Here is a 23,187-nt window from a genome sequence, read left to right on the forward strand (position 1 = left end):
CCAAGCTCGCCGGCGGTGTCCACCGTCTCGACGGCCAGCTCATGGTCGTCCTCGACGTCGACCGCGTCCTCGAGCTCAAAACCGAAGTACAGATGGCTGCGTGAGCCCCAAAAACATCGAAGCCGGAGAACCAAAATGAAGACGTGTTTGGTGGTCGATGATTCAAGCGTCGTGCGCAAGATCGCACGCCGGATCCTGGAAGGCCTGGAATTCGAAGTCACGGAGGCCGAGGACGGCTCCAAAGCGCTCGAGGTCTGTCAGCACAAGCTGCCCGACGCTGTGCTGCTGGACTGGAACATGCCGGTGATGGACGGCTTCGAGTTCATGGGCCACATGCGCCGCCTGCCGGGCGGCGACCAGCCCAAGGTCGTGTTCTGCACCACCGAAAACAACGTGGCTCATATCGCTCAGGCGCTCAGCGGCGGCGCCAACGAGTACATCATGAAGCCCTTCGACAAAGACATCATCGCCGACAAATTCGCTGAAGTCGGCTTGATCCCGGTCGGACAAGCCATGGTCTGAGTTATCTGGCGAAGTGTTCCAGCCAGAGTGTTCCCAGTACAGCTTCCGAGAGGCCTATCCGTGACCCCGACCGAGTATGAGTATCTGCGTAAGTTCCTGAGGGATCATTCCGGCCTCGATCTGTCCGCAGACAAGCAATATCTGATTGAAAGCCGGCTGTTGCCGCTGGCGCGCAAGGCCGGCATCTCCGGCATCGGCGAGCTCGTGCAGAAGCTGCAAGGCGCTGGCTCGGGCGCGCTCGTCACCAGCGTGGTCGAGGCGATGACCACCAACGAGACCTTCTTCTTTCGCGACAAGGTCCCCTTCGATCATTTCCGCGACACCATCATGCCGGAGATCATCAAGGCCCGCGCCGGCCGCCGCAGCGTGCGCATCTGGTGCGCCGCCGGCTCGACCGGGCAGGAGCCCTATTCGCTGGCGATGAGCCTGAAGGAGATGGGTGCGGCCCTGACCGGCTGGCGCGTCGAGATCATCGCGACCGACCTGTCGCAGGAGGTGCTCGAGAAGGCCAAGGCCGGCATCTACAGCCAGTTCGAAGTGCAGCGCGGCCTGCCGATCCAGATGCTGATGAAATATTTCAAGCAGACCGGCGAGACCTGGCAGATCAATCCCGAGCTGCGGGCGATGATCCAGCACCGGCAGCTCAATTTGCTGCACGATTTCGCTCAGCTCGGCACCTTCGACGTCATCTTCTGCCGCAACGTGCTGATCTATTTCGATCAGGACACCAAGATCAACATCTTCAACCGCCTGGCTCGTCAGATCGAGGGAGACGGCTTCCTGGTGCTGGGCGCGGCCGAAACGGTGGTCGGACTGACCGACACGTTCAGACCGATTCCGGAGCGGCGCGGTCTCTACAAGCCGAACGACCCGCGTGCCGCGGCCGCCAAGCCGGCTCTCGCCGGCGCCGCGCCGCGCGTAGCGGTCATGGCAGGACGATAGGCATGGCCGAGGATGGCAAGGGCGCGGAACGCGTGACATTCAGTCGCGGCTATGATGTCTGCATCATGGCCATCGACGGCACTTGGCGCCGCGACTGCAAGCTCAACGCGATCTCCGACACCGACGCCGTCCTGACGGTGGAAGGCTCGATTCAGGGCCTGAACCTGAAAGAGTTCTTCCTGCTGCTGTCGTCCACCGGCCTTGCCTATCGCCGCTGCGAACTGGTGCGCGTCAACGGCGTCGAAATGGACATCCAATTCCTGCGTGGCAAGAACCGGAAGAAGCGCGGCGCAGCCGGTGGCCGTGACGAGGCGGCGTGATCTTCACGTGCGTCTCGTCGCCGTGCTCCGCGACATTGGTTCACATTTGCTGAAACATCCGACTGAATTTGCCGTCGCGGCTTTACGTCGCCTAAGCGCGAACCGGGTATCCATTGCCGGTCTCAATCTCAGGATACGGTAATGCCCAGAAGCTCTTTCTCACCTGTCCCGTCAAACCTGCCCGACGGCGCCGAGCGGCGCGCACTTCAGCTTCTGGTGGTCGATGACGACGCCACGCAGCGCAGCCTGATCACGGTCGCGGCCAAGCAGGCCGGCCACGAAGTCACCGTGGCGCCGTCCGTGGCCGAAGCGATCGAAAAACTCCGCACTGCGCGTTTCGACTGCGTGACACTCGATCTCGTGCTGGAGGATGGCGACGGCATCGACGTGCTGGGCGAGATGGCCAAGGCGAAATTTGGCGGCGCCGTGATCGTCATCAGCGGCATGGACGGCAAGCGCCGCAGCGCCGCCCGCAGCTTCGCCCGTTCCGTCGGGATCGAGCTCCAGAGCCTGCCCAAGCCGCTGGATCTGGCCGCATTGCGCATCAGCCTCGCCAATCTCGGCAAGACCGCGATGGGCCTGCCGGCGATGCACACCTGGGGTGGCGTCGCCACCGACGCGATCGTGGAGCGGCACCGCGCCTGAGCCGCGGGCCGCCATGCGATGAAAGAATGCGGTTGCCGCGTCGCAGCGATCGCGATCTACACCGTGCTGCCGGCTTCCGACAGGCATTCCAGGGCGTTGCCAAGGCCGGCCCGGCAGGCATCGAGAGCGGCGATCGCCGTGGCATGCCGGGGTGTGACATCGTCGAGCACGAAGACGTCGGCGGAACCTTCCGGATCGCTGCCGTGTTCTTGATCCATGGCTGTGGCGGTCCGGCGCATACTGGTCTCGATCTGCGAGATCAGCATGCGAAGGTCAGCCGCAATCAGCTCACGGCTCTCGATTTCGGGCATTGCGACGAGAGGCGGCGTAGCGCCCAATTTAGCATGGATATTCTCCGTCCTCTGCAATTAGGCGCCTTGCCGCTACTTGTGCGTTATGTCCATGTCCCGTACAAATACGGTGGGCCGAATCCGCGCCGAACGCCATAACGGTTGGGGCGGACGCGAGTCCTTCATGCCAACCGGATGTGTGGCACATGGCCGAACAAAGCTCTCGCGGTGAAATCTTCGTGGTCGACGACGACGCTGCCGTTCGCGACACCTTGTCGATGGTGTTGAAGGCGGCGGGCTATGAGGTGATCTGTTTTGCGGACGGCGCAGCATTGCTCTCCGTCGCGCGAAGCCGCACACCTGCAGCAGTCCTGCTCGACGTGCACATTCCCGGCAAGTCGGGTCTCGACATTCTCAATGAGCTGCACGGCGAAGACTATCCGGCACCGATCTTCATGATCTCCGGGCAAGGCGATATCGCGATGGCGGTGGGGGCCATCAAGAGCGGCGCGCTCGACTTCATCGAGAAGCCGTTCCGCGGCAGCGAGATCGTCGGCCGGCTCGACGAGGCGATCGGTGCCTATGCACGCAGGCAGTCGGAGAACGCGGCGCCGAAGTTCGGTTCGCTGCATTTCCCCGGACGCGAGCCGTTGACGCGCAGGGAACGCGAGGTGCTCGAGCAGTTCGCCGCCGGCGCCTCCAACAAGGAGGCCGGCCGCACGCTCGGCATCAGCCCGCGCACCATCGAGGACCACCGCGCCAACATCATGAAGAAGCTCGGTGCGCGCAATGCCGCCGATCTGATCCGGATCGTGATGACCGCGGCCCAGCGCGCGTCGTAAATTTATCGGTCAGTAGCCCGGATGGAGCGCAGCGAAATCCGGGGATCCGTGTCCACGGCAAGACACGTCCCGGATTGCGCTGCGCTCCATCCGGGCTACGGCCCCTCACATCAACTGCTCAACGCCTTGCGGATGGCCCGCGCCAGATCCGATTTGCGATAGGGCTTCGCCAGCAGTAGAACGCCCGAATCCAGCCGGCCGTGATGGATGATCGCGTTCTCGGTATAGCCGGACGTGTAGAGCACCCTGAGATCGGGACGCGTTCTCTGCAGTTCATCGGCGAGCTGTCGTCCGTTCATCTTGCCGGGCATGATGACGTCGGTGAACAGGAGGTCGAACGGTTTTCCGGCGGCGACGATTGCGAGCGCCTCCGCGGCGTTCGCAGCCTGCAAGGTGACGTAGCCGAGCGAATGCAGCTGTGCCAGCACGTAGTCGCGCACCAGCCGGTCGTCCTCGACCACCAGGATCGTCTCGTGTCCGCCCTCGATGGTCGCCGGCGTCACGCTCTCGCCGACCGCCGTCGGCGTCTTGCCGGGCGGCAGATACATCTTGATCGTGGTGCCGTGGTCTTCCTCGCTGTAGATCTTGATATGGCCCGCGGACTGCTTGATGAAGCCGTAGACCATCGAAAGCCCGAGGCCGGTGCCCTTGCCCGGTCCCTTCGAGGTGAAGAAGGGGTCGAACACCCGGGCCAGCATGTTGGCGGGAATTCCGCTGCCGGTGTCGCTCACGGCGATCAGCACGTAGTGGCCCGGCGGGACGTCGTTGACGCTGGCATAGACCTCGTCGAGATAGGCCGCGCCCGTCTCCACGATCAGCTTGCCGCCGCCGGGCATGGCGTCGCGGGCATTGAGCGCGAGGTTGAGGATCGCGGTGGTGAGCTGGCTCGGATCGACGGTCGCGACGCAGTTCTCGTCCTCGAACACTGATTCGATATGGATCTGCTCGCCCAGCGTCGGCCGCAATAATTTCGCGGTGTCGATGATCAGCGCGTTGACGTCGATCTCGCGCGGCTGGAGCGGCTGCTTGCGCGCAAACGCCAGCAGATGCTGCGTCAGCTCGGCGCCACGGCCGGCGGCTTCGTCGATCATCTTCGTGATCGCCGCGAGCTCCGGCTCCTTGGCCACCGCATCGGCCAGGATCTCGATCGTTCCGGTGATGACGGTGAGGATGTTGTTGAAGTCGTGCGCCACGCCGCCGGTGAGCTGGCCGACCGCCTCCATCTTCTCGGCATGACGGATGCGTTCATCGGCCGCGATCTTGTCGGTCAGGTCGCGGTAGAACGAATTGAGGAGAACGCCTTCGCGTCGCCGGAGCGCCGTGACGCTGAGCTCGGCCCTGAATTCCTTACCGTCGCGCCGCCGCACCAAAAGTTCGCGCCGTGGATTGGCTAGCGATTGTTGCTCGGATTCGAGAAAGAGCTTCAGTCTGGCCCTGACGCTTTCGCGCTCACTGGGGGCGACGAAAAGCTCGATCGCATTCTTGCCGATTGCCTCCTCACGCGTCCATCCGAAGAGCTTCTCGGCCTGCGAGTTCCAACTCAGGATGGCACCGGTGTGGTCTGTCTGGGTGAAGGCGTCGAGGGAGGTCTCGACGATATTGCGCGCAAGCTGCTCGCTCTCCCGCAAGGATTCCTGTGCGAGCCTCGCCTCGGTCATGTCGCGCCCGACGAAGAAGTAACGCTGGGCGTGGTCGGACCAGCTACCGAGCCAGGACAGCCAGACCTCGCGTCCGTCCTTGTGGAAGCAGCGGGTGTCGGCGAGCTTCAGCCGCTCGCCGCGCCTGAGCGCGCGCATCTCGTCGCGCGACTGGTCGAGATGGCCGGGATGAATGAAATCGGCGCCGCTGCGGCCGATCATCTGCTCCGGCCGGTAGCCGAGAATAGACTCGCTGCTCGGACTGATCTGCGCGATGTGGCCGCGCGCGTCCATCACCATGATCAGATCCTGCGAGGTGTCGAAAAGTTGTCGCCGTTCCTCAAGCTGCTGCTGCAGCGCCCGCTCGGCCCGACGCGCCTCGGTCAGGCTGCGCGCGGTGCCGGAGGCGCCCACGATCTCGCCCGATGGGCCCTTGATCGGCGACAGGCTGAGTGAGATTTCGACCGGCGTGCCATCCTTGCGCAGGCGCACCGTCTCGAAGCGTTCGATCGGTTCGCCTCCGGCGATCCGCCGCAAATAGTCCTTGCCTTGCTCGCGTCTGTCGGGTGGGACGATAATCGAGGTGGATTGCCCGATCGCCTCATTCGCCGGATAGCCGTAGAGGCGCTCGGCGGAGGCATTCCAGCCGGTGATGATGGCGTCGAGCGATTGCATCACGATCGCGTCGTCGGAGGATTCGACGGCGGCGCTGAACAAGCGCTCGCGCGCTTCATGATGGCTTCGCGCGGCCTCGGTGCGGCGATGTTCCTCGACCTCGCGTTCAAGAGCGGCCGTCTTCGCTCTCGTTTCTTCGACCATTTGGGCAAAGGCCCGCGCCAGCACGCCTGTCTCTCCGCTCGCATCGACGGGAATGTCGGCGCGCCGTCCGCTGCCGATCGCCTCCACTGCCGCGGTCAAACGCCCGATCGGCCGCGTCAATGAGCGCGCCAGCAGCATCGCAAGCAAAGCTGCGGCAAGGACGGCAAGCAGGCCAACCAGCGAGGAGGTTTTTTGAATGGCCGCCGGAACGCGGCTGAACACGGAGGAGGGGGCCGTCTCGATGACTGCCAACCACTCCTTGTCGGCAAGCAGCGCGGGCGCGATTGCCGCTCCACTCGGCCGGCCCGACCCGTCGCTCGTAAGCTGCGCCGATCCTTGCGGCAGGCCGGCCCGCGCTGCAAAGAACGGAAAGTCACGGCGCCAGTCATTTGCGCTGCCGCGCAATGTGCCGAATTCCCGCGCGCGATCGGGATGGACCAGATAGTCGCCGCGCGCGTTCACGACATAGATCTCTCCCCCGGCGCTCGCGGTCGAGCGGATTCGATCGAGCGCGGGACGCATGTCGATATTGGCGATGATAATGCCGAACGGCTTGCTATCCGGCGTGAACAGCGGCGTCGCGACGCGCAACGTCGGAATGTGAGGGTCCGTGGTTCCTCCCTGCCGGGTGGCGAGATCGAGGGGCGAAACATAGACGTCGCCCGGCGCCAATCGAATCGTCTCCTGGAAGTGGGTTCGTTCGCTCTTGCGTTCGAGTTCGCTGTTGGGGACGATCCGTGCTGCTCCGTTCGGGCCGGCGCGATCGACGCGGACCAGCTCGCGCTGGTCGTCGTCAAGGCCGATAATTCGAAATTGCCCGTAGCTGGGTTTCGCGTCGATCTCGGCTGCGAACCGCGCTGCGATGCGCTCGCGCCAGGTTTGCTCCGAAACGCCGTCGACGGCATCGATGCCTCCACCGACATGGGCGCGGATCAGGCCATTGATGGCAGCGGCGGAGCGATAACCGAGTAGATCGCCACGAGCGCCGGCAACGTAGGATTCAAGATGGGTGGCCAGCAGGCTCGACTGGGCTTCGATCCGCTCCAGGACCCGCGGAATGACGGCCTGGGTGATGTTGCGATAGCCGAGCCAGCCGACTGCGGCCACGGTGACCGCCACCAGCAGGATCATCGCGATTGCGAGCCGCGTAGCGAGCGTCATGGTGATATTTGCACCGCTTCCCGAATGGCCGTGCCCGTGCTCTGTTGGAACAGAATGAAGGTTCTTGTCATCGGCGGCCGGTGCTGACATCCGGATTCCTCACCGATGTCGTCCGCGTCGCGTCCAGGCAGCCGGCGACCGCGGCGAGCAGCGCGTCGGCCCGGAACGGCTTCTGCAAGCTCGCCACCGCGCCGAGCTTGGTCGCCATCTTGAGGAAGTCCGGCTCCGCATGAGCATCCGGCGTGGACGAACGGCCGGAAATGACGACGATCGGAATCGCCGGCTGCAGCGCCCGGATGTGGCGCATCGTCTCCAGGCCGTCCATGCCGGGCATGAAGATGTCGAGAAACAGCAGGTCGAACTGGCTGGCTTCGAACAGCGCAAGTCCCTTGCGGCCGTCTCCGGCGACGGTGATGTGATGACCAGCCCTCTCCACGAGCAGCCGAATCGTCATCTGCACGGCCGGGTCGTCATCCACGATCAGGATGTTGGCCACGTCTGGTATCCTCCGGGCCGGATGGGGTTTCCCAGCGACCGCAAATCAAACCATCAACTCTGAAATTGTTGCGCGGATTGCATCCGGCCTGCAAGCACTTCGCCATCGATCCGACAATTGCTCGCAAAAGGCGAATCGGTTGCGCCAGCTTATGCACGGTGACGTGCACAAGCGCTCGCGACAATCGGGCCCCATAGGCTAGTCGGTCAGGTATTCCGGATAGTGGCTCCGGATCGTGTCGAGCTCGCTCAGCGTGCCCGACAGGTGCTTGCGCAGATGCTGTTGCGCGGCATCGGCGTCGCCGGCCTCGATCGCGCGCGTGATCAGCTTGTGGTGGCGAAGGATGTTCTGGGCCTTACCGGGTGAGGGCAGATGCAGCCGGCGCAGCCGGTCGATATGTCCGCTGCGACTGCGCACCAGCGTCCAGAGCTCCTGCTTGCCGGCCGCGGCATAAAGCTGCGCGTGAAAATCATTGTCGCCGGCAATGAAGCTCTGGAAGTCTCCGGCCTTGGCGAATTGCTGCTGGAGCGCGATCGTGTGGTCGAGGCGTATGACCAGGGCTTCGTTGTGCTGCTGCGCAAGCAGCCGGACGATTTCGAGCTCCAGCGCTTGGTGCAGGAAATGGGCCTGCTCGGCCCGACCGACATCGACCCGGCTGACGACGGTGGCGTGCTGCGGAAACACGTCGACCAGCCCTTCTTCCTCCAGCCGCATCAAGGCGTCGCGGATCGGCGTCGAACTGACGCCGAATTGTGCGGCGAGATCCGTGCGCGACAGCGGCGAGCCCGGCGGCAGTTCGAGCGCGAGAATGGCGTTGCGCAGCCGCTCGAACACTTGCGGTGCCGCCTGCCGGGCCCGGTCGAGCCGCGCGCCGGAACGGGCGGCCGCGCGCGGCGCGGGGTGGGGTGTTTCCATAGGAAGGGCTCCGGCCGGCCTTGCCTTTGAGGCACTAATACATTAGTGCATCAGTGTGATCGCTCGTCAATGGCGGCCGGAGGAAACGAACAACAATGATCAAGCAATTGCAGTGCGGCCTCACGGCCATCGCCCTGATCGCCGCAACGGCGCTGACGGCCTCGCCCGCGAAGGCGCAGCAAAAGTCCGAGATCTCGCTGTCGCGCCAGCCCGGCATTTTCTACATGCCGAGCCACATCATGGAAAAGCAGAAGCTGATCGAGAAACACGCAGCCCAGCTCGGGGTAGCGGGTGTCACCACCAAATGGGTCACCTTCTCCGGCGGCGGCGCGCAGACCGATGCGCTGCTCGCGGGCGGCGTCGACATCCTCAACACCGGCACCGGCAATCTGCTGCTGCTGTGGGACCGCACCCGCGGCGGCGTCAAGGGCATCGTCGCGACCTCGGCACAGCCGATGACGCTGATCAGCCGCGACGCCAACATCAAGTCGATCAGGGATTTCGGCCCCGGCGACAAGATCGCCGTGCCGACCGTAAAAGTCTCGACCCAGGCGATCGTGCTCCAGATCGCCGCCGCCGAAGCCTTTGGTGCCGACCAATGGTCGAAGCTGGACGTCAACACGGTGCAGCTCGGCCATCCCGACGCCTATGCGGCGCTGTCCAACACCAAGCACGAGGTCCACACCCATTTCTCGATTCCGCCGTTCACCTTCCTCGAGCTGAAGAACGTGCCGGGTGCGCATGTCGTGCTGTCGTCGCCTGACGTGATGGGCGGCCCGCTCAGCCAGGCGCAGTTCTTCACGACCACGAAGTTCGCCGATGCCAACCCGAAAATCATCCAGGCCGTGCGCGATGCGACCAAGGAAGCGCAGGATCTGATCCGCAGCGACACCCGACAGGCGGTCGAGATCTACAAGGAGATCACCGGCGACAAGACCTCGGTGGAAGAGCTGCTCGATCTCCTGAAGGAGCCCGGCATGATGGAGTGGAATCTCGAACCGCAGGGCACCATGAAATTCGCCGCCCATCTGTTCAAGACCGGGACCCTGAAGACCCAGCCCAAGGCCTGGACCGATTACTACCTCCCCGTCGCGCACGATCTGAAGGGCAACTGATGGCGTTGCTCGACGTCAGCTCCGTGACGCTGCGCTACAAGACCTCCAGCGCCGTCGTCACCGCCACGGAAAGGGTGAGCTTCACAGTCGGCAAGTCCGATCGCTTCGTGCTGCTCGGGCCGTCCGGCTGCGGCAAGTCGACTTTGCTCAAGGCCGTCGGCGGCTATATGAGCCCGAGCGAAGGCCGCATGACCATCAACGACCGCGAGATCCACGGTCCCGGCGCCGATCGCATGATGATCTTCCAGGAGTTCGACCAGTTGCTGCCCTGGAAGAGCGTGCTGGCCAACGTGATGTTTCCGCTGCTGACCGCGCGAAAATTGTCGCGTAAGGACGCCGAAGCGCGGGCGCGGGCCTATATCGAGAAGGTCGGCCTGACCCGCGTGGTCGATGCCTATCCGCACACGCTCTCCGGCGGCATGAAGCAGCGCGTCGCGATCGCGCGCGGCATGGCGATGGAGCCGGACATCCTGCTGATGGACGAGCCGTTCGCCGCGCTCGACGCGCTGACGCGCCGAACCTGCCAGGACGAGCTGCTCCAGCTCTGGAGCGAGACCAAATTTACCGTGCTGTTCGTGACCCACTCGATTGCGGAAGCGATCCGCATCGGCAACCGCATCCTGCTGCTGTCGCCGCACCCCGGCCGCGTCAAGGCCGAGGTGGTCGACGTCGACAAGGTCTCGAATGACGACGGCAGTGCCGGCCGGCTCGAGAAGGAGATTCATGATCTCCTGTTCGCCGCCGAAGCAACGGCGCATTGAGGGGAGCCTTTCATGGGCGAAGCCAGGATTCTGCTACGTGAGGCGCCGGTCGCCGGTAGCGCAGCCGAAGTCGAGCGCAAGCTGAGCGTGCTCGAGCTGTTGTGGAACGATGGTTTTGTCCGCAAGACCGTCATCATCCTGTTCCTCGCGGCGGTCTGGGAGGCCTACGGCCTCACCCTCGACAATCCCCTGCTGTTTCCGACCCTGCACGACACGATCCTTACGCTCTACGACCGCGTCAAGGACGGCACGATTCCCATGCGGGCCTGGGCGTCGCTGAAAGTGCTGTTCATGGGCTATTCGGCCGGCATCGCGCTCGCCGCGATCTTCACCGTGCTCGCGATCTCGACCCGCATCGGCACCGATTTCCTCGAGACTGTTACGGCGATGTTCAATCCGCTGCCGGCGATCGCCCTGTTGCCGCTCGCTTTGATCTGGTTCGGTCTCGGCAACGGCAGTCTGGTGTTTGTGTTGATCCATTCGGTGCTGTGGCCGGTCGCGCTCAACACCCATTCCGGCTTCAAGAGCGTGTCCAACACGCTGCGCATGGTCGGCCGCAATTACGGCCTGCGCGGATTGCCCTACGTGGCGAAAATCCTGATCCCCGCGGCGTTCGGCTCGATCCTGACCGGTCTCAAAATCGGTTGGGCCTTTGCCTGGCGCACGCTGATCGCGGCCGAGCTGGTGTTCGGCGTATCGTCGGGGCAGGGCGGGCTCGGCTGGTTCATCTTCGAAAACCGCAACCTCCTCGACATACCTGCGGTCTTCGCCGGCCTCTTGACGGTGATCATCATCGGGCTTTTTGTCGAAAACCTGATCTTCCGCGCCATCGAGCGGAACACCGTGCAGAAATGGGGCACCCAATCATGACCAAGAAGAAACTGACGCCCGACCAGCTCCGCAGCGCGCGCTGGTTCGCACCCGACGATCTCCGCTCGTTCGGCCATCGCTCCCGCACCATGCAGATGGGCTACGCGCCGGAGGAGTGGAAGGACCGCCCCATCATCGCGATCCTCAACACCTGGTCGGACGCGCAGCCATGCCACATGCACTTCAAGTCGCGCGTCGATGACGTCAAGCGCGGCATCCTGATGGCGGGTGGCCTGCCGCTGGAGCTGCCGGCGCTGTCGCTGTCGGAATCGCTGCTCAAGCCGACCACCATGCTCTATCGCAATCTGCTGGCGATGGACGCCGAGGAGCTGCTGCGCAGCCATCCGGTCGACGGCGTGGTGCTGATGGGCGGCTGCGACAAGACCACGCCCGCGCTGCTGCTGGGCGCGACCTCGATGAACATTCCGGCGATCTATCTGCCGGCCGGCCCGATGCTGCGCGGCAATTGGAAGGGCAAGACGCTCGGCTCCGGCTCGGACGGCTGGAAATACTGGGACGAGCGGCGCGCCGGCAAAATCTCCGACAAGGACTGGCTCGACATCGAGGCCGGCATTGCGCGCAGCTACGGCACCTGCATGACCATGGGCACGGCTTCCACCATGACCGCGATTGCCGAGGCGATCGGCATGACGCTGCCGGGCGCCTCCTCGATTCCCGCCGCTGATGCCAACCATATCCGTATGGCCTCCGAATGCGGCCGCCGCATCGTCGAGATGGTCTGGGAAGATCTGACGCCGAAGACGATCCAGACCCACAAGGCGTTCGAGAACGCGATCGCGGTGGCGATGGCGATGGGCTGTTCGACCAATGCGATCATCCATCTGATCGCGCAGGCGCGCCGCGCCGGTCTCGACATCGGCCTCGACGATTTCGAAATTGCGAGCCGCAAGGTGCCCGTCATCGCCAATGTGCGGCCGAGCGGTGACGCCTATCTGATGGAGGATTTCTTCTATGCCGGCGGGCTGCCGGCGCTGATGGGGCAGATCAAGCCGCATCTGCATCTCGACTGCATCACCGTCACCGGTAAGACCGTGGGCGAGAACATCGATGGCGCCGAGGTCCACAATGACGACGTGATCCGCTCGACCGCCAATCCCATCTACAAGGAAGGCGCACTCGCCGTGCTCAAGGGCAATCTCGCGCCCGATGGCTGCGTCATCAAGCCGAGCGCCTGCGCGCCGCGCTTCCTCAAGCACACCGGACCGGCGCTGGTGTTCGACGACTACCCTTCCATGAAGAAGGCGGTCGACGATCCCGATCTCGACGTGACCGAAGACCACATCCTCATTCTGCGGAATGCGGGGCCGCAGGGCGGGCCGGGCATGCCGGAATGGGGCATGCTGCCGATCCCGACCAAGCTCGTGAAGCAGGGCGTCCGCGATATGGTGCGGATCTCCGATGCGCGCATGAGCGGCACCAGCTACGGCGCCTGCATTTTGCACGTCGCCCCCGAATCCTATGTCGGCGGGCCGCTGGCGCTGGTGCGGAACGGCGACCGCATCACGCTCGATGTCGCCGCCCGCACCATCAATCTCGATGTGTCGGAAGCCGAGCTCGAAAAGCGCCGCGCCGCCTGGAAGCAGCCCGAGCGCCGGTTCGAGCGCGGCTATGGCTGGATGTTCACCAAGCACATCAAGCAGGCCAATGACGGCTGCGACTTCGACTTCCTTGAAACTGATTTCGGCGCGCCGATCGGCGAGCCCTCGATCTACTAGTTTCACCGTCGTTCTGGGGCGCGAAGCGAACCCGGAACCTCGAGATTCCGGGTTCGATGCTTCGCATCGGCCCGGAATGACGACAAGAGAGAGCACGAGATGACCAAACTCACCGAAGCCGCCCGCAACAAGCTCAAATCCGTCTCCACCGCCACTGTCGCCACCGCGTTGTTCAAGCGTGGCCTGCGCATCCAGATGATCCAGGATGTGCACCCGCTCAGTGCCGGCCAGCCGACCATGGTCGGTGAAGCCTTCACGCTGCGCTATATGCCGGCCCGCGAGGATCTCAACACCATCGACGTCTTTAGGAATCACTCCCATCCGCAGCGCAAGGCGGTGGAGGATTGCCCGCCAGGCAGCGTGCTGGTGATGGACAGCCGCAAGGACGCACGTGCCGCTTCCGCCGGCGCGATCCTGATCACGCGCTTGATGAAGCGCGGTGTCGCCGGTGTCGTTACCGACGGCGGTTTCCGCGATTCGGCCGAGATCGCCAAGCTGGGTATCCCCGCCTACCACCATCGCCCGAGCGCACCGACCAATCTGACGCTGCATCACGCCATCGAGATCAACGTTCCCATTGGCTGCGGTGACGCGCCGGTGTTTCCTGGCGACGTCATTCTCGGCGACAGCGACGGTGTGATCGTGATTCCCGCGCATCTCACTGAGGAGATCGCCAACGAGACCTTCGAGATGACCGCGTTCGAGGATTTCGTCACCGAGGAAGTCAACAAGGGCCGCGGCATTTTCGGTCTCTATCCGGCAACCGACCCGCAGACGCTGACCGACTTCGCCGCATGGCGGAAGGCGAACGGAAGGTAAAGGACGACAACTCGTCCCACAATCTCCGTCGTCGTCCTGGCGAAAGCCAGGACCCATTACCCCAGGGAGTAGTTTGGCGAAGACTTGGAGTCGTCGTGTTTTCGCGCGGTACTGACACCGATCTTTATCGGATAGATCACGCGGTATGGGTCCCGGCCTTCGCCGGGACGACAGCGCAGGGTGTCGCTTACACCCCCGCCTCCGCCATTCCCGCCGCCCACAGCGCGAACGCGTAGACGATCGCGACTTCATCGAGCCGGTTGAAGCGTCCCGAGGCGCCGCCGTGGCCGGCGCCCATGTTGGTGCGGAGCAGGACCGGGCCGCCGCCGCTCATCGTTACGCGCAGGCGCGCGATCCATTTGGCGGGCTCCCAGTACGTGACGCGCGGATCGGTCAACCCGCCCATCGCCAGGATCGCGGGATAGTCTTTCGCCGCGACATTGTCGTAGGGCGAATACGATAGGATGGTGCGGAAATCCTTTTCGCTCTCGATCGGGTTGCCCCATTCTGGCCATTCCGGCGGCGTCAGCGGCAGCGTGTCGTCGAGCATCGTGTTGAGCACGTCGACGAACGGCACTTCGGCAACGATGCCGGCGAACAATTCGCCGGCGCGGTTCGCCACCGCGCCCATCAGCATGCCGCCGGCCGAGCCGCCGTGGCCGACGATGCGTTTTGCACTGGTGTATTTCGCATCGATCAGCGCGCGGGCGCTGGCTGAGAAGTCGTCGAACGAATTCGTCTTCTTCTCGCGCTTGCCGTCGAGATACCAGCCCCAGCCCTTGTCGGCGCCGCCGCGGATATGGGCGATGGCATAGACGAAGCCGCGATCGACCAGTGACAGCCGGTTGGCGCTAAACGAAGCCGGCATCGCCATGCCGTAGGAGCCGTAACCGTAGAGCAGCAGCGGCGCCGCGCCGTCGAGCGTGAGCTCGCGGCGATGGAGGATCGAGACCGGCACCTCGGCGCCGTCCTGCGCCTTCGCCATGATGCGCGTCGTGACGTAGTCGGCAGCATCGTGGCCGGACGGAATCTCCTGCCGCTTGCGCAGGGTGCGCGTCCGCTTGACCATGTCGTAGTCATAGACTTCCGACGGCGTCGTCATCGACGAATAGGCAAAGCGCAAATTCGTCGTCTCGAATTCGTAGGAGCCCATCGTATCCAGCGAATAAGCCGCCTCGTCGAACGCGATGGCATGCTCTTCCTTGGTCGCGAGGTCGCGGATCACGATGGACGGCAACGCATTGGCGCGCTCCAGCCGCACCATGTGGCCGGCATAGAGATCGAGGTCGATGATGTAGATGCCGGGACGATACGGGATCAGATCGCGCCAGTTCTTGCGCTCGGGTGAGGCGAGCGGCGCGGTGACGATCTTGAAGTCGATGGCTTCGTCGGCGTTGGTGAGGATGAAGAGTTCGTCGCCGCGGTCGGCGAGCGAATATTGCACGCCTTCCTCGCGTGCCGCGACCAGGCGCGGCGGTGCGTCGGGGTGGGCGAGGTCGATCAGCCGCTGCTCGGAGGTCTCGTGGTCGCCGCCCGCGATGACGCAGAAGCGGCCGCTGGTGCTCTCCTGCAGATGGGTGAACCAGCCGGAATCCTGCTCTTCGTAGACCAGCGTGTCGTCGACCTGCCGAGTGCCGAGCTTATGCCGCCACACCTGCATCGGCCGGTGATTGTCGTCGAGCTTCACGTAGAAGAACGACGTGGCGTCCTTGCTCCAGACTACGCCGCCGTCGGTTTCCTCGACGACGTCATCGAGGTCCTTTCCGGTCGCCCAGTCGCGCACGCGGATCGAGAAATATTCCGAGCCCTTGGTGTCGGCGCTCCAGGCCTGCAGCCTGTGGTCGTTCGAGTGCCGGCTGCCGCCGAACTTGAAATAAGTATGGTCCTTGGCGAGCGCATCGCCGTCGAGCACGATGTGGCCTTCGCCGCCATCGCGCGGCATGCGGCCGAACAGCTCGTGCTGACCACCTTCGCGGAATTTGCGGAAATAGGCGAAGGGACCATCCGGCGACGGCACGCTGGAATCGTCCTCCTTGATCCGCCCCCGCATCTCGCCCACCAGCGTCTTCTGCAGGGCTGCAGTATGGCCGAGCAGGCTCTCGGTGTAGCCATTTTCTGCGTCGAGATATTTGCGGATGTCGGGATCGAGCACCGCGGGGTCGCGCAGCACCTCCTGCCATTTCTCGTCCTTCAGCCAGGCATAGTCGTCGGTCACGGTAATGCCGTGCCGCGTGAAGGAATGCGGCCGGCGCGGGGCGACGGGAGGCTGGGAAGGTGTTTTGGCTTGTGTCACTCGATCCTCATTCAGATGCGTCCTGCCTTATATCGTCCCGATTCCGCGAATTGCCAGCGCTACAGCGCCAAGGACCGCGCCAAGTCGCCGGGTTGTTGATCGGCCCCTTCTATGCTTTAGGCTTCCTATCCCCGCCGCCGGTCCAGCCTGATGCTGTTCAATTCCTACCCGTTCATCCTGCTGTTCCTGCCGGCCGCGCTGGCTGGCTATTTCTGGCTCGGGCTGCGCAGCAATCTGGCCCCGGTGATCTGGCTGGCGGTGGCCTCGCTCACCTTCTATGCCATCGGCAACTGGCAGTTCGTCGCCCTGTTGCTGATATCGATCGCCTTCAACTACGGCATAGGCCATCTCCTGATCGTGGCGAAGCTTGCTCCGTCGCAACGAAAGGCGGCACTTGCCGTCGGCGTCGCCGGCGACCTCCTCGTGCTCGGCATCTTCAAATATGCCGGCTTCGTCACCGAGAACATCAATGCACTGGCCGGCACGCATTTCGAGGTCCACATCCTGCTGCCGGTCGGCATCTCCTTCTACACGTTCACCCAGATCGCGTTCCTGGTTGACGCATGGCGCCGGCAGGTCGCGGCCTACGCGCTGCCGCACTACGCGCTGTTCGTGACATACTTTCCCCATCTGATCGCGGGACCAATCCTTCACCACAAGGACATGATCCCGCAATTCGAACGGCAGGAAACCAAGCGTCCGCATGGGCATCTGATCCTGTGCGGCCTCATCATCTTTGCGGTCGGCCTGTTCAAGAAGACGTGCCTTGCCGACGGCATCCAGCCGCTGGTCGCGCTCGCCTTCGATGCGCGCGCGCCGAGTTTTGATCAGGCCTGGCTTGGCGCGCTCGCCTACACCTTCCAGCTCTATTTCGACTTCTCCGGCTATTCGGACATGGCGATCGGGATATCGCTGATGTTCGGCATCTTCCTGCCGGTCAATTTCAACTCGCCCTACAAGGCCGTCAGCATCGTCGAATTCTGGCGCCGCTGGCACATGACGCTGTCGCACTTCCTGCGCGACTATCTCTACATCCCGCTCGGGGGCAACAGGCGCGGCCGCGTGCTCCGTTATGTCAATTTGCTGCTGACGATGCTGCTTGGCGGGCTCTGGCACGGCGCGGCCTGGACTTTTGTCATTTGGGGCGCGCTGCATGGCGCCTATCTTTGCGTCAATCACGCTTTCAACGCGCTGGTGCCGAATGTTCCGAACTTGCTCGCGCGCCCAACTCGCATCGCCGGGGCCGTGCTGACATTTCTCGCCGTCGTTGTCGCCTGGGTATTCTTCCGCGCCGAGCGGGTCGATTGGGCCATGCGGATTCTGAATGCGATGGCCGATCCCTCGAACATCGTGTTCGGCCGCGAGGAGATCGCGGCGCTGGTGCAGGTCGCAATTTATGCGGCGCTGGTGTGGCTGGCGCCGAACACGCAAGGACTCATGGGGTACGACCACGCCAATCGCAGGGTCGGCGAGGGCCTGATGGCCGGACGGATGCGGCCGCTGGTCCTGTATGGCGCGTCGCTGGTGCTGGCGTTCGGGATCTTGGGTATCCAGAGCCACAGCGAATTCATCTATTTCCGGTTCTGATGCGGGGCGCGTTCACACATCCAGGGCGTCTTCTCTTCGCGAGCATCGCGTGCGTGCTCGGGGCGGCGGCGCTCACCTATGTCATCGATCCCCTGCAGCTGTTCCGGCCCTCGCGTCTCATCGCGCCGTTCTATTCCGATGACACGCGCGTGCAGAATGCAGGGCTGATCCGCAGCCAGTCGTTCGACGCGGCCTTCATGGGTACCTCGCTCGCGATCCATTTCCGTCAGAGCGACATCGACCATGCGCTTGGCGTGCACTCGCTGAAGTTGGCGATGACCGGCTCCAATTCGCGCCAGCAGGGCTTTGTGCTGGAGCAGGCAATCGACCGCGGCGCAAAGCGCGTGATCTGGCAGATGGACGACTTCATCTTTGTCGATGCGGCCGACATCGAGACGGATCCCTATCTCTCTGCCGATCTCTATCGCGGGACGGCAAAAGGCATCGCGTCGTACGTGTTCAGCGCGGCGATGGCGAAGGAGTCCCTGTTCGCATTGCTGCGGTCGGTTCCGCCGTTGCGGCAGCCGTTGACCCGGGCGGCGCCTTTTCTGCCAATCAAGTTTGCGCTTGAAGACGTCGACGACATCTATGCGCTGCCGCGGGATGTCGACGTCGCGCGCGCCTATAATGCGAAAAGGACGCTCGCGGCCTTCGCCTATATCACCGATCCCGTACGCAGCCGATTTCTCGGCGAAGGCTATCGTTACGACGCCATGGTGCGGCATTTCGAGCATGACGCCGTCGGCCTGATCGCGCGCCATCCGGACGTGACCTTCGACATCTACTTCCCGCCCTATTCGATCCTGCAATTCGTCGCGATGCGCGATGCTTCGCCTGCGACGCTGAAGATCGTCACCGACCTCACGGCCGTCATTGCGCAGCGCCTGACCCAGCTTCCCAATGTGCGCCTGTACGATTTCCGGGCGATCAAGGACGTGACGCACGACCTCGACAACTACGGCGACGTCATCCACCATTCGCCGATCGTCGATGCGAAGGTGCTGTCGTGGCTGGCGCACGGGGAATATCGGGTCGATCCGAAGGCGCCACTTGCGTCGCTGGATGAGCTGAAGGCGCAGGTTGAAGCGTATCGGCTAAAGCAACCGGGTCGTCCCGGCGAAGGCCGGGACCCATAACCCCAGGGAGGAGTTTGGCGAAGACTCGGAGTGAAACGGTCCTCGGTACTGCGACCGCGCTCTGTCGATAGATCACGCGGTATGGGTCCCGGCCTTCGCCGGGACGACAGGTTTACGCCGCCACCTCTTCGCCGAGATACGCGACCGCCGCTTCGAGCCCGCCTTTGCCGTGCGGGATCTTCAGCGCATTCAGCCCGACCTCGATCACCCCCAACGTGCCGAGCAGCATCGGGGCGTTGACGTGGCCCATATGGGCGATGCGGAAGGCTTGTCCCGAGAGATCGCCGATGCCGGTGCCGAGCACGACGCCGCACTTCTCCTTGCAATAGCGTTGCAGGATTGCCGGATCGTGGCCGTTGCTCATGGTCACCGTGGTCACGGTGTTGGAGCGTTCGCTGGCTTCCGCGACGTTGAAGCCGAGCACCTGGCCTTCGGACCATGCGCCGACGGCGCGGCGCGCGGCTTCGCCGAGCAGGCTGTGGCGGCGGAAGGCGTTCTCCAGCCCCTCCTCGTGCAACAAGTCGATCGCCTGACGCAGCGCGAACAGCAGATGCACCGGCGCGGTGCCGGCATATTTGCGATAATGCTCGCTGCCTTCGCGCTCGCTCCAGCTCCAATAGGGCGTGCTCATATTGGCCGTCTTCTGCACCTCGAGCGCGCGCGCGTTGGCCGCGACGAAGCCGAGGCCGGGCGGCGTCATCAGGCCCTTTTGCGAGCCCGACATCGCAACGTCGATGCCCCATTTGTCCATCTCGAACGGCATGCAGCCGAGCGAGGCGACAGTGTCGACCATGTACAGCGCCGGGTGGCCGCTCGCCTTGATCGCCTTGCCGATCGCCTCGATGTCGTTCTGCACGCCAGACGCCGTGTCGACCTGGACGACGACGACGGCCTTGATCGTATGCTCCTTGTCGCGGCGCAGGCGCTCCTCGACCTCGTGCGGCCGTACCGCGCGGCGCCAGTCGCCCTTGAGCACCTCGACCTCGGCACCCATCAGGGAAGCCGCATTGCCCCAGCCGATCGCGAACCGTCCGCTTTCGAGCACCAGCACCTTGTCGCCGCGCGACAGCACGTTGCTCAGCGCCGCTTCCCAGGCGCCGTGTCCGTTGGCGATGTAGATGTAGGACTTGCCCTTGGTCGCAAACAGTTTCGAGATGTCGCTGAGCAGGCTCTCGGTCAGATCGGTCATCTGCTTGGAGTAGATGTCGATCGCCGGACGATGCATCGCCCGCAGCACCTCGTCGGGCATATTGGTGGGCCCGGGGATGGCCAGAAATTCCCGGCCCGCGCGAACGGTCATTGCTGTTGGTCCTTGTTGCCTGAGAACAGGATGGTGGGTCGCTGATTCACGCTTTTACGCGGCGCTGCGGTGCAAGAAAAGGCCGGAAAACGCAGGTCTGACGTGGGCTATCTCTTAGTCTCGCGGCAGCCCGCAGCTTCGGCTTCCTCCACCGAGCAGAACCAGCGCGTGCCCTTGCTGATCTTCATCTTGATCTGGGTGTACCAACGGCTGGTCGGCTGGTGATAGATGCACTCGCCGGCGGTGTTGACGTTGCCCTTGATGGTGCAGTCCGGCGAGGGCGCGACCGGGCCCGAGGCCGAAGCGAGCAGGATCGCATGCGCTCCGTCGGGCGGCTTGGTGGCGCCGAGGATGGTGGTCTTCTTGTTGCGCACGCGCCAGTCCCAGGGCGCGATGAAGGCGCCCTGCCACATGCCGGCCTTGGCCTCCCGTGCGGCCTTCTCGTCCGCCTCATAGTCGTGCGACATCCGGGTGTAGGCCAGCGCCCAGCCTGTGTGCACCAGCCATTTCTGGATGTCCTCGCCGTCGACATCGCAGCGCGCCACGGTGCGGCCGCGCCGGTCGATCGACCTCGCATGGCAGACCCAGCTCTTGCCGTCGGCGTATTTGGCGAGCTCGTCGCGGGCCGCGATGCCGCAGGTCCAGCGCTCGCCCTTGTTGTTGAGGCAGAGCTGGTCGACCGCGGGCGCGTCGATGCCGCCGAGCCTGATCCGCGTGTTGCCGATCACCACCGCGTCGCCGGCGCGAACCTTTGCGGTGCCGGTGATGTCGGCGGCCTCAGCCGGCGACGGCAAGCCCGGCAAGGAGAAGCCAAGCAATGACAGCGCAATCAGGAATTTTCGCAACATGCCGGTCCGCGTGTGATGGAAATTGCGATAGACCGCGCAATTGTGGTCGGCTTTTGTCCGCCCGGCCAGCATATGCAAGGCAGTTGGGCTTTCAACTTACTGTCATCGAGCGAAGTTTTTGTAGGGTGGGTTAGCCGAAGGCGTAACCCACCTCTTTCGCCTCCACGGCGGCAGAAGTGGTGGGTTACGCTTCGCTAACCCACCCTACCTAACCTATCCCCGCGTCATCGCCCGCTTGGCCACCGCCAGCCCCATCAGCACGAACGCCGACGTGACCTCCGGACCGCCGACCAAAATCCGCGTCGGCGTCTTCATCTTGTTCCATTCATAGGCGCGGAACGGGCCGCGGCGGCCGCCTTCGCCCAGGCTCGCGACGATCACGTTCAGCGCCGGCGCAAAGGCGCGCGGATCGGCGCCGAGATGGCCGAGCGCGATCAGGGTGAGCGCTGCGTCGAACACGTTCATCTCGGCGGCCATCAGCTCGCCCTTGACGTAGGAGAGCACGCGGTGGCGGATGAAATCGAAATCGCCGTCGGGATCGATGACGGCCTGCGCCGCCAGCGGCAGCGCCAGGAAGGCGGCGTAGCAGCGGCCGAAATAGGCGCTGTAGAGCTCCGGCAGATAATAGATGTGCGAGCGCGGATTGGCGAAGGTGCCGCTCGCCGCCAGCCGCTTCTGGAAGCCGATGATGCGATGAACGGTGGCAAGCCGCGCCGGCGTCTCTAATACTTTCCAGCGCGCGAGGTTGCGAAAGCTGACCTCGAGAATGTCGAGATTGAGCGTCGGATCGAGATCGTTGCCATAGGGCCGCTCGCCCTTGAGGTTGTCGATCCAGGTCGCAACCCCGCCCTCATAGTCGATATTGTCGTTGATCGGCACGGTCACGCGCGGCTCGTTGACGCCGGCGCGCACCTGATAGCCTGCATAGAAATCCAGCAGCGGCTGGTCGAGGATTGGATCGGTGCAGCCGGCCTGCGTCGCCGCGGAGATCGAGCACGCCGTGGTGTCGCAATCCGGCACGTAGACGCCGAAGCCGAGGTCCTGCTTGATCTGGGCGAAGTAGCGGGAGAAGCGCGGATGCGGTGCGGGCGCGAGCGCGGTGATGACGTTGAACCGCGCCCTGTCGATGCCCTCGACCTCTTCGCGGCTGATGTTGACACAGAAATCGACCATGTCCGCGACCGCGCGTTCCGCCGCCATCTTGTCGGCGAGCGAGGCGAGGCCGGTCTCGACGTAACTCAACAGCGCCTCGATGAAGAACGCGTCGTAATAGGCCGAGCGGTGCCGGATCTGCACCGGCTCCCACATCGGTTCGGCAATCCCTCGCCAGGGCGGATTGACGACGGCGCGCGCCGGCGATCGCGCGATGAAGACACGGGCGAGGTTGAACAGCAGCGAGGAGTTCTTGTAGCCGCGCGCGTTGAGACCCGTGAGCGCCATGGTCAGTTCGCGGCCACGGAAATCGGGATCGCCGATCAGGTTGAACGCGGCGTAGGTCGGCAGAAAGCCATTCTTGCGGTACGAGCCCAGCAGATGCTGCGCACAGTCGCGGATCACGCCGTCGATCTGCGATTGTCGCGGCGTGGCGCCGGTGAACATGGCCGGCGGCGGCTTGGGATGATCCAGCGCGATGCTGTCGACGAGATCGGCGACGGGCTGGCCGACCGCCGCCCAATCGGGCTCGGCTTCGTCGCGGGCGCGCACCAGCGCCTGGCGCAGCCGGGCCAGCTTCCCTTCGTCGCGCAGCTCGGGCAGTCCGGCCCGGCGCAGCAGCACCCGCAATGCGGGATTGCCGAGCGCGGTCTTGTAGAACTTGGCCAGATGCGGATCGCCGCTGGCCGCAACGGCCAATACGGGATCGCAAACGTCGTAAAGCGAGGGGCCGTCCTTCCGCGCCGTCAGCGCCCGGCAGGCGGCGCCGGCAAAATATTGAAAGCTCATGAAATACCTGGTCGCGGGAATTTGGCCGAGGGCGCCGGCCGGCACGCTCCCAGCCGCGCGCCACCCCCTGCAAGTCGTTGAAAAAGCTACCCGGATTCGCAGGAAATACAAATGTGGTGATGGTCACAGAAAAAGCCGGCACGAAGCCTGCATAATCAGGCTCCGGAAGGCTACGGGGACGCAAAAAAATCA

20 protein-coding genes and 1 pseudogene are annotated in these 23,187 nt (G+C 64.0%); 13 read left to right on the top strand and 8 right to left on the bottom strand.

Features of this window, described 5'->3' with window-relative positions:
- The 5 genes and pseudogenes from AC0L27_RS20560 to AC0L27_RS20580 all read left to right on the top strand — a co-directional run.
- Positions 1–104: pseudogene (locus tag AC0L27_RS20560) on the top strand (chemotaxis protein CheW); the annotation flags it as partial.
- 31 nt (positions 105–135) lie between these two features.
- The gene (locus AC0L27_RS20565) at positions 136–522 is read left to right on the top strand and encodes a response regulator (protein WP_007598955.1); all 387 of its coding nucleotides are present in this window, start codon (positions 136–138) and stop codon (positions 520–522) included.
- 60 nt (positions 523–582) lie between these two features.
- Positions 583–1,464: a CheR family methyltransferase gene (locus AC0L27_RS20570; protein WP_275174421.1), complete on the top strand. Its 882-nt coding sequence runs from the start codon at positions 583–585 to the stop codon at positions 1,462–1,464.
- A 2-nt stretch (positions 1,465–1,466) separates the two neighbouring features.
- A complete protein-coding gene (locus AC0L27_RS20575; protein ID WP_275174420.1) occupies positions 1,467–1,784 on the top strand; it encodes a PilZ domain-containing protein in 318 nt (105 codons plus the stop codon).
- A gap of 141 nt (positions 1,785–1,925) precedes the next feature.
- Complete coding sequence (locus tag AC0L27_RS20580) at positions 1,926–2,429, top strand: response regulator (protein ID WP_354210712.1); 504 nt, start codon at positions 1,926–1,928, stop codon at positions 2,427–2,429.
- Between the two features lie 56 nt (positions 2,430–2,485).
- Here the strand turns inward: AC0L27_RS20580 and AC0L27_RS20585 are convergent, their stop codons facing one another.
- Entirely contained in the window at positions 2,486–2,695 is a 210-nt protein-coding gene (locus AC0L27_RS20585; protein WP_354210711.1) for a hypothetical protein, read from the bottom strand.
- Between the two features lie 230 nt (positions 2,696–2,925).
- Here AC0L27_RS20585 and AC0L27_RS20590 point away from each other — a divergent pair, with 230 nt between their 5' ends.
- The gene (locus tag AC0L27_RS20590) at positions 2,926–3,561 is read left to right on the top strand and encodes a response regulator transcription factor (RefSeq protein ID WP_007604420.1); all 636 of its coding nucleotides are present in this window, start codon (positions 2,926–2,928) and stop codon (positions 3,559–3,561) included.
- Positions 3,562–3,671: 110 nt separating this feature from the next.
- On the opposite strand, the gene AC0L27_RS20595 is transcribed toward AC0L27_RS20590, so the two are convergent.
- The 3 genes from AC0L27_RS20595 to AC0L27_RS20605 form a co-directional block, all read right to left on the bottom strand.
- Positions 3,672–7,268: a PAS domain S-box protein gene (locus AC0L27_RS20595; RefSeq protein WP_473320164.1), complete on the bottom strand. Its 3,597-nt coding sequence runs from the start codon at positions 7,266–7,268 to the stop codon at positions 3,672–3,674.
- Positions 7,246–7,674, bottom strand: a complete 429-nt coding sequence (locus AC0L27_RS20600) for a response regulator (RefSeq protein WP_354210709.1) — start codon at positions 7,672–7,674, stop codon at positions 7,246–7,248. Before AC0L27_RS20600 ends, AC0L27_RS20595 begins: the two co-directional genes overlap by 23 nt.
- 198 nt (positions 7,675–7,872) lie before the next feature.
- Positions 7,873–8,589, bottom strand: a complete 717-nt coding sequence (locus tag AC0L27_RS20605) for a GntR family transcriptional regulator (protein ID WP_473320165.1) — start codon at positions 8,587–8,589, stop codon at positions 7,873–7,875.
- Between the two features lie 95 nt (positions 8,590–8,684).
- Here AC0L27_RS20605 and AC0L27_RS20610 point away from each other — a divergent pair, with 95 nt between their 5' ends.
- From AC0L27_RS20610 to AC0L27_RS20630, 5 genes are all read left to right on the top strand, one after another.
- Positions 8,685–9,704 carry an ABC transporter substrate-binding protein gene (locus AC0L27_RS20610; protein ID WP_354210707.1) on the top strand — a complete coding sequence of 340 codons (1,020 nt, stop codon included), beginning with the start codon at positions 8,685–8,687 and terminating at the stop codon, positions 9,702–9,704.
- Positions 9,704–10,465 carry an ABC transporter ATP-binding protein gene (locus AC0L27_RS20615; protein ID WP_354063246.1) on the top strand — a complete coding sequence of 254 codons (762 nt, stop codon included), beginning with the start codon at positions 9,704–9,706 and terminating at the stop codon, positions 10,463–10,465. The genes AC0L27_RS20610 and AC0L27_RS20615 overlap by 1 nt, the downstream gene beginning before the upstream one ends.
- A gap of 12 nt (positions 10,466–10,477) precedes the next feature.
- Positions 10,478–11,335: an ABC transporter permease gene (locus AC0L27_RS20620; protein ID WP_027515055.1), complete on the top strand. Its 858-nt coding sequence runs from the start codon at positions 10,478–10,480 to the stop codon at positions 11,333–11,335.
- On the top strand, positions 11,332–13,071 hold the full coding sequence (araD, locus tag AC0L27_RS20625) for an L-arabinonate dehydratase (protein WP_354210706.1): 1,740 nt from the start codon (positions 11,332–11,334) through the stop codon (positions 13,069–13,071). The genes AC0L27_RS20620 and araD overlap by 4 nt, the downstream gene beginning before the upstream one ends.
- 99 nt (positions 13,072–13,170) lie before the next feature.
- Positions 13,171–13,890 (top strand): ribonuclease activity regulator RraA, encoded by a 720-nt coding sequence (locus tag AC0L27_RS20630; protein ID WP_354210705.1) that lies wholly within the window; start codon positions 13,171–13,173, stop codon positions 13,888–13,890.
- Positions 13,891–14,077: 187 nt separating this feature from the next.
- Here AC0L27_RS20630 and AC0L27_RS20635 read toward each other — a convergent pair whose 3' ends face one another.
- Positions 14,078–16,183: a S9 family peptidase gene (locus AC0L27_RS20635; RefSeq protein ID WP_473320168.1), complete on the bottom strand. Its 2,106-nt coding sequence runs from the start codon at positions 16,181–16,183 to the stop codon at positions 14,078–14,080.
- Between the two features lie 150 nt (positions 16,184–16,333).
- On the opposite strand from AC0L27_RS20635, the gene AC0L27_RS20640 reads away from it, so the two are divergent.
- Both AC0L27_RS20640 and AC0L27_RS20645 read left to right on the top strand, forming a co-directional pair.
- The gene (locus AC0L27_RS20640; protein ID WP_354210703.1) at positions 16,334–17,770 is read left to right on the top strand and encodes an MBOAT family O-acyltransferase; all 1,437 of its coding nucleotides are present in this window, start codon (positions 16,334–16,336) and stop codon (positions 17,768–17,770) included.
- Entirely contained in the window at positions 17,770–18,906 is a 1,137-nt protein-coding gene (locus AC0L27_RS20645) for a hypothetical protein (RefSeq protein WP_354210702.1), read from the top strand. Before AC0L27_RS20640 ends, AC0L27_RS20645 begins: the two co-directional genes overlap by 1 nt.
- 112 nt (positions 18,907–19,018) lie before the next feature.
- Here AC0L27_RS20645 and AC0L27_RS20650 read toward each other — a convergent pair whose 3' ends face one another.
- From AC0L27_RS20650 to AC0L27_RS20660, 3 genes are all read right to left on the bottom strand, one after another.
- A complete protein-coding gene (locus AC0L27_RS20650; RefSeq protein WP_354063258.1) occupies positions 19,019–20,206 on the bottom strand; it encodes a pyridoxal-phosphate-dependent aminotransferase family protein in 1,188 nt (395 codons plus the stop codon).
- A gap of 107 nt (positions 20,207–20,313) precedes the next feature.
- Positions 20,314–21,054 (bottom strand): thermonuclease family protein, encoded by a 741-nt coding sequence (locus AC0L27_RS20655; protein WP_354210716.1) that lies wholly within the window; start codon positions 21,052–21,054, stop codon positions 20,314–20,316.
- Positions 21,055–21,267: 213 nt separating this feature from the next.
- Positions 21,268–22,995, bottom strand: coding sequence for a hypothetical protein (locus tag AC0L27_RS20660; protein ID WP_473320170.1), 1,728 nt, complete (start codon positions 22,993–22,995; stop codon positions 21,268–21,270).
- Positions 22,996–23,187 lie beyond the last annotated feature (192 nt).

The sequence above is a fragment of the Bradyrhizobium sp. Ken51 genome (assembly GCF_055807435.1).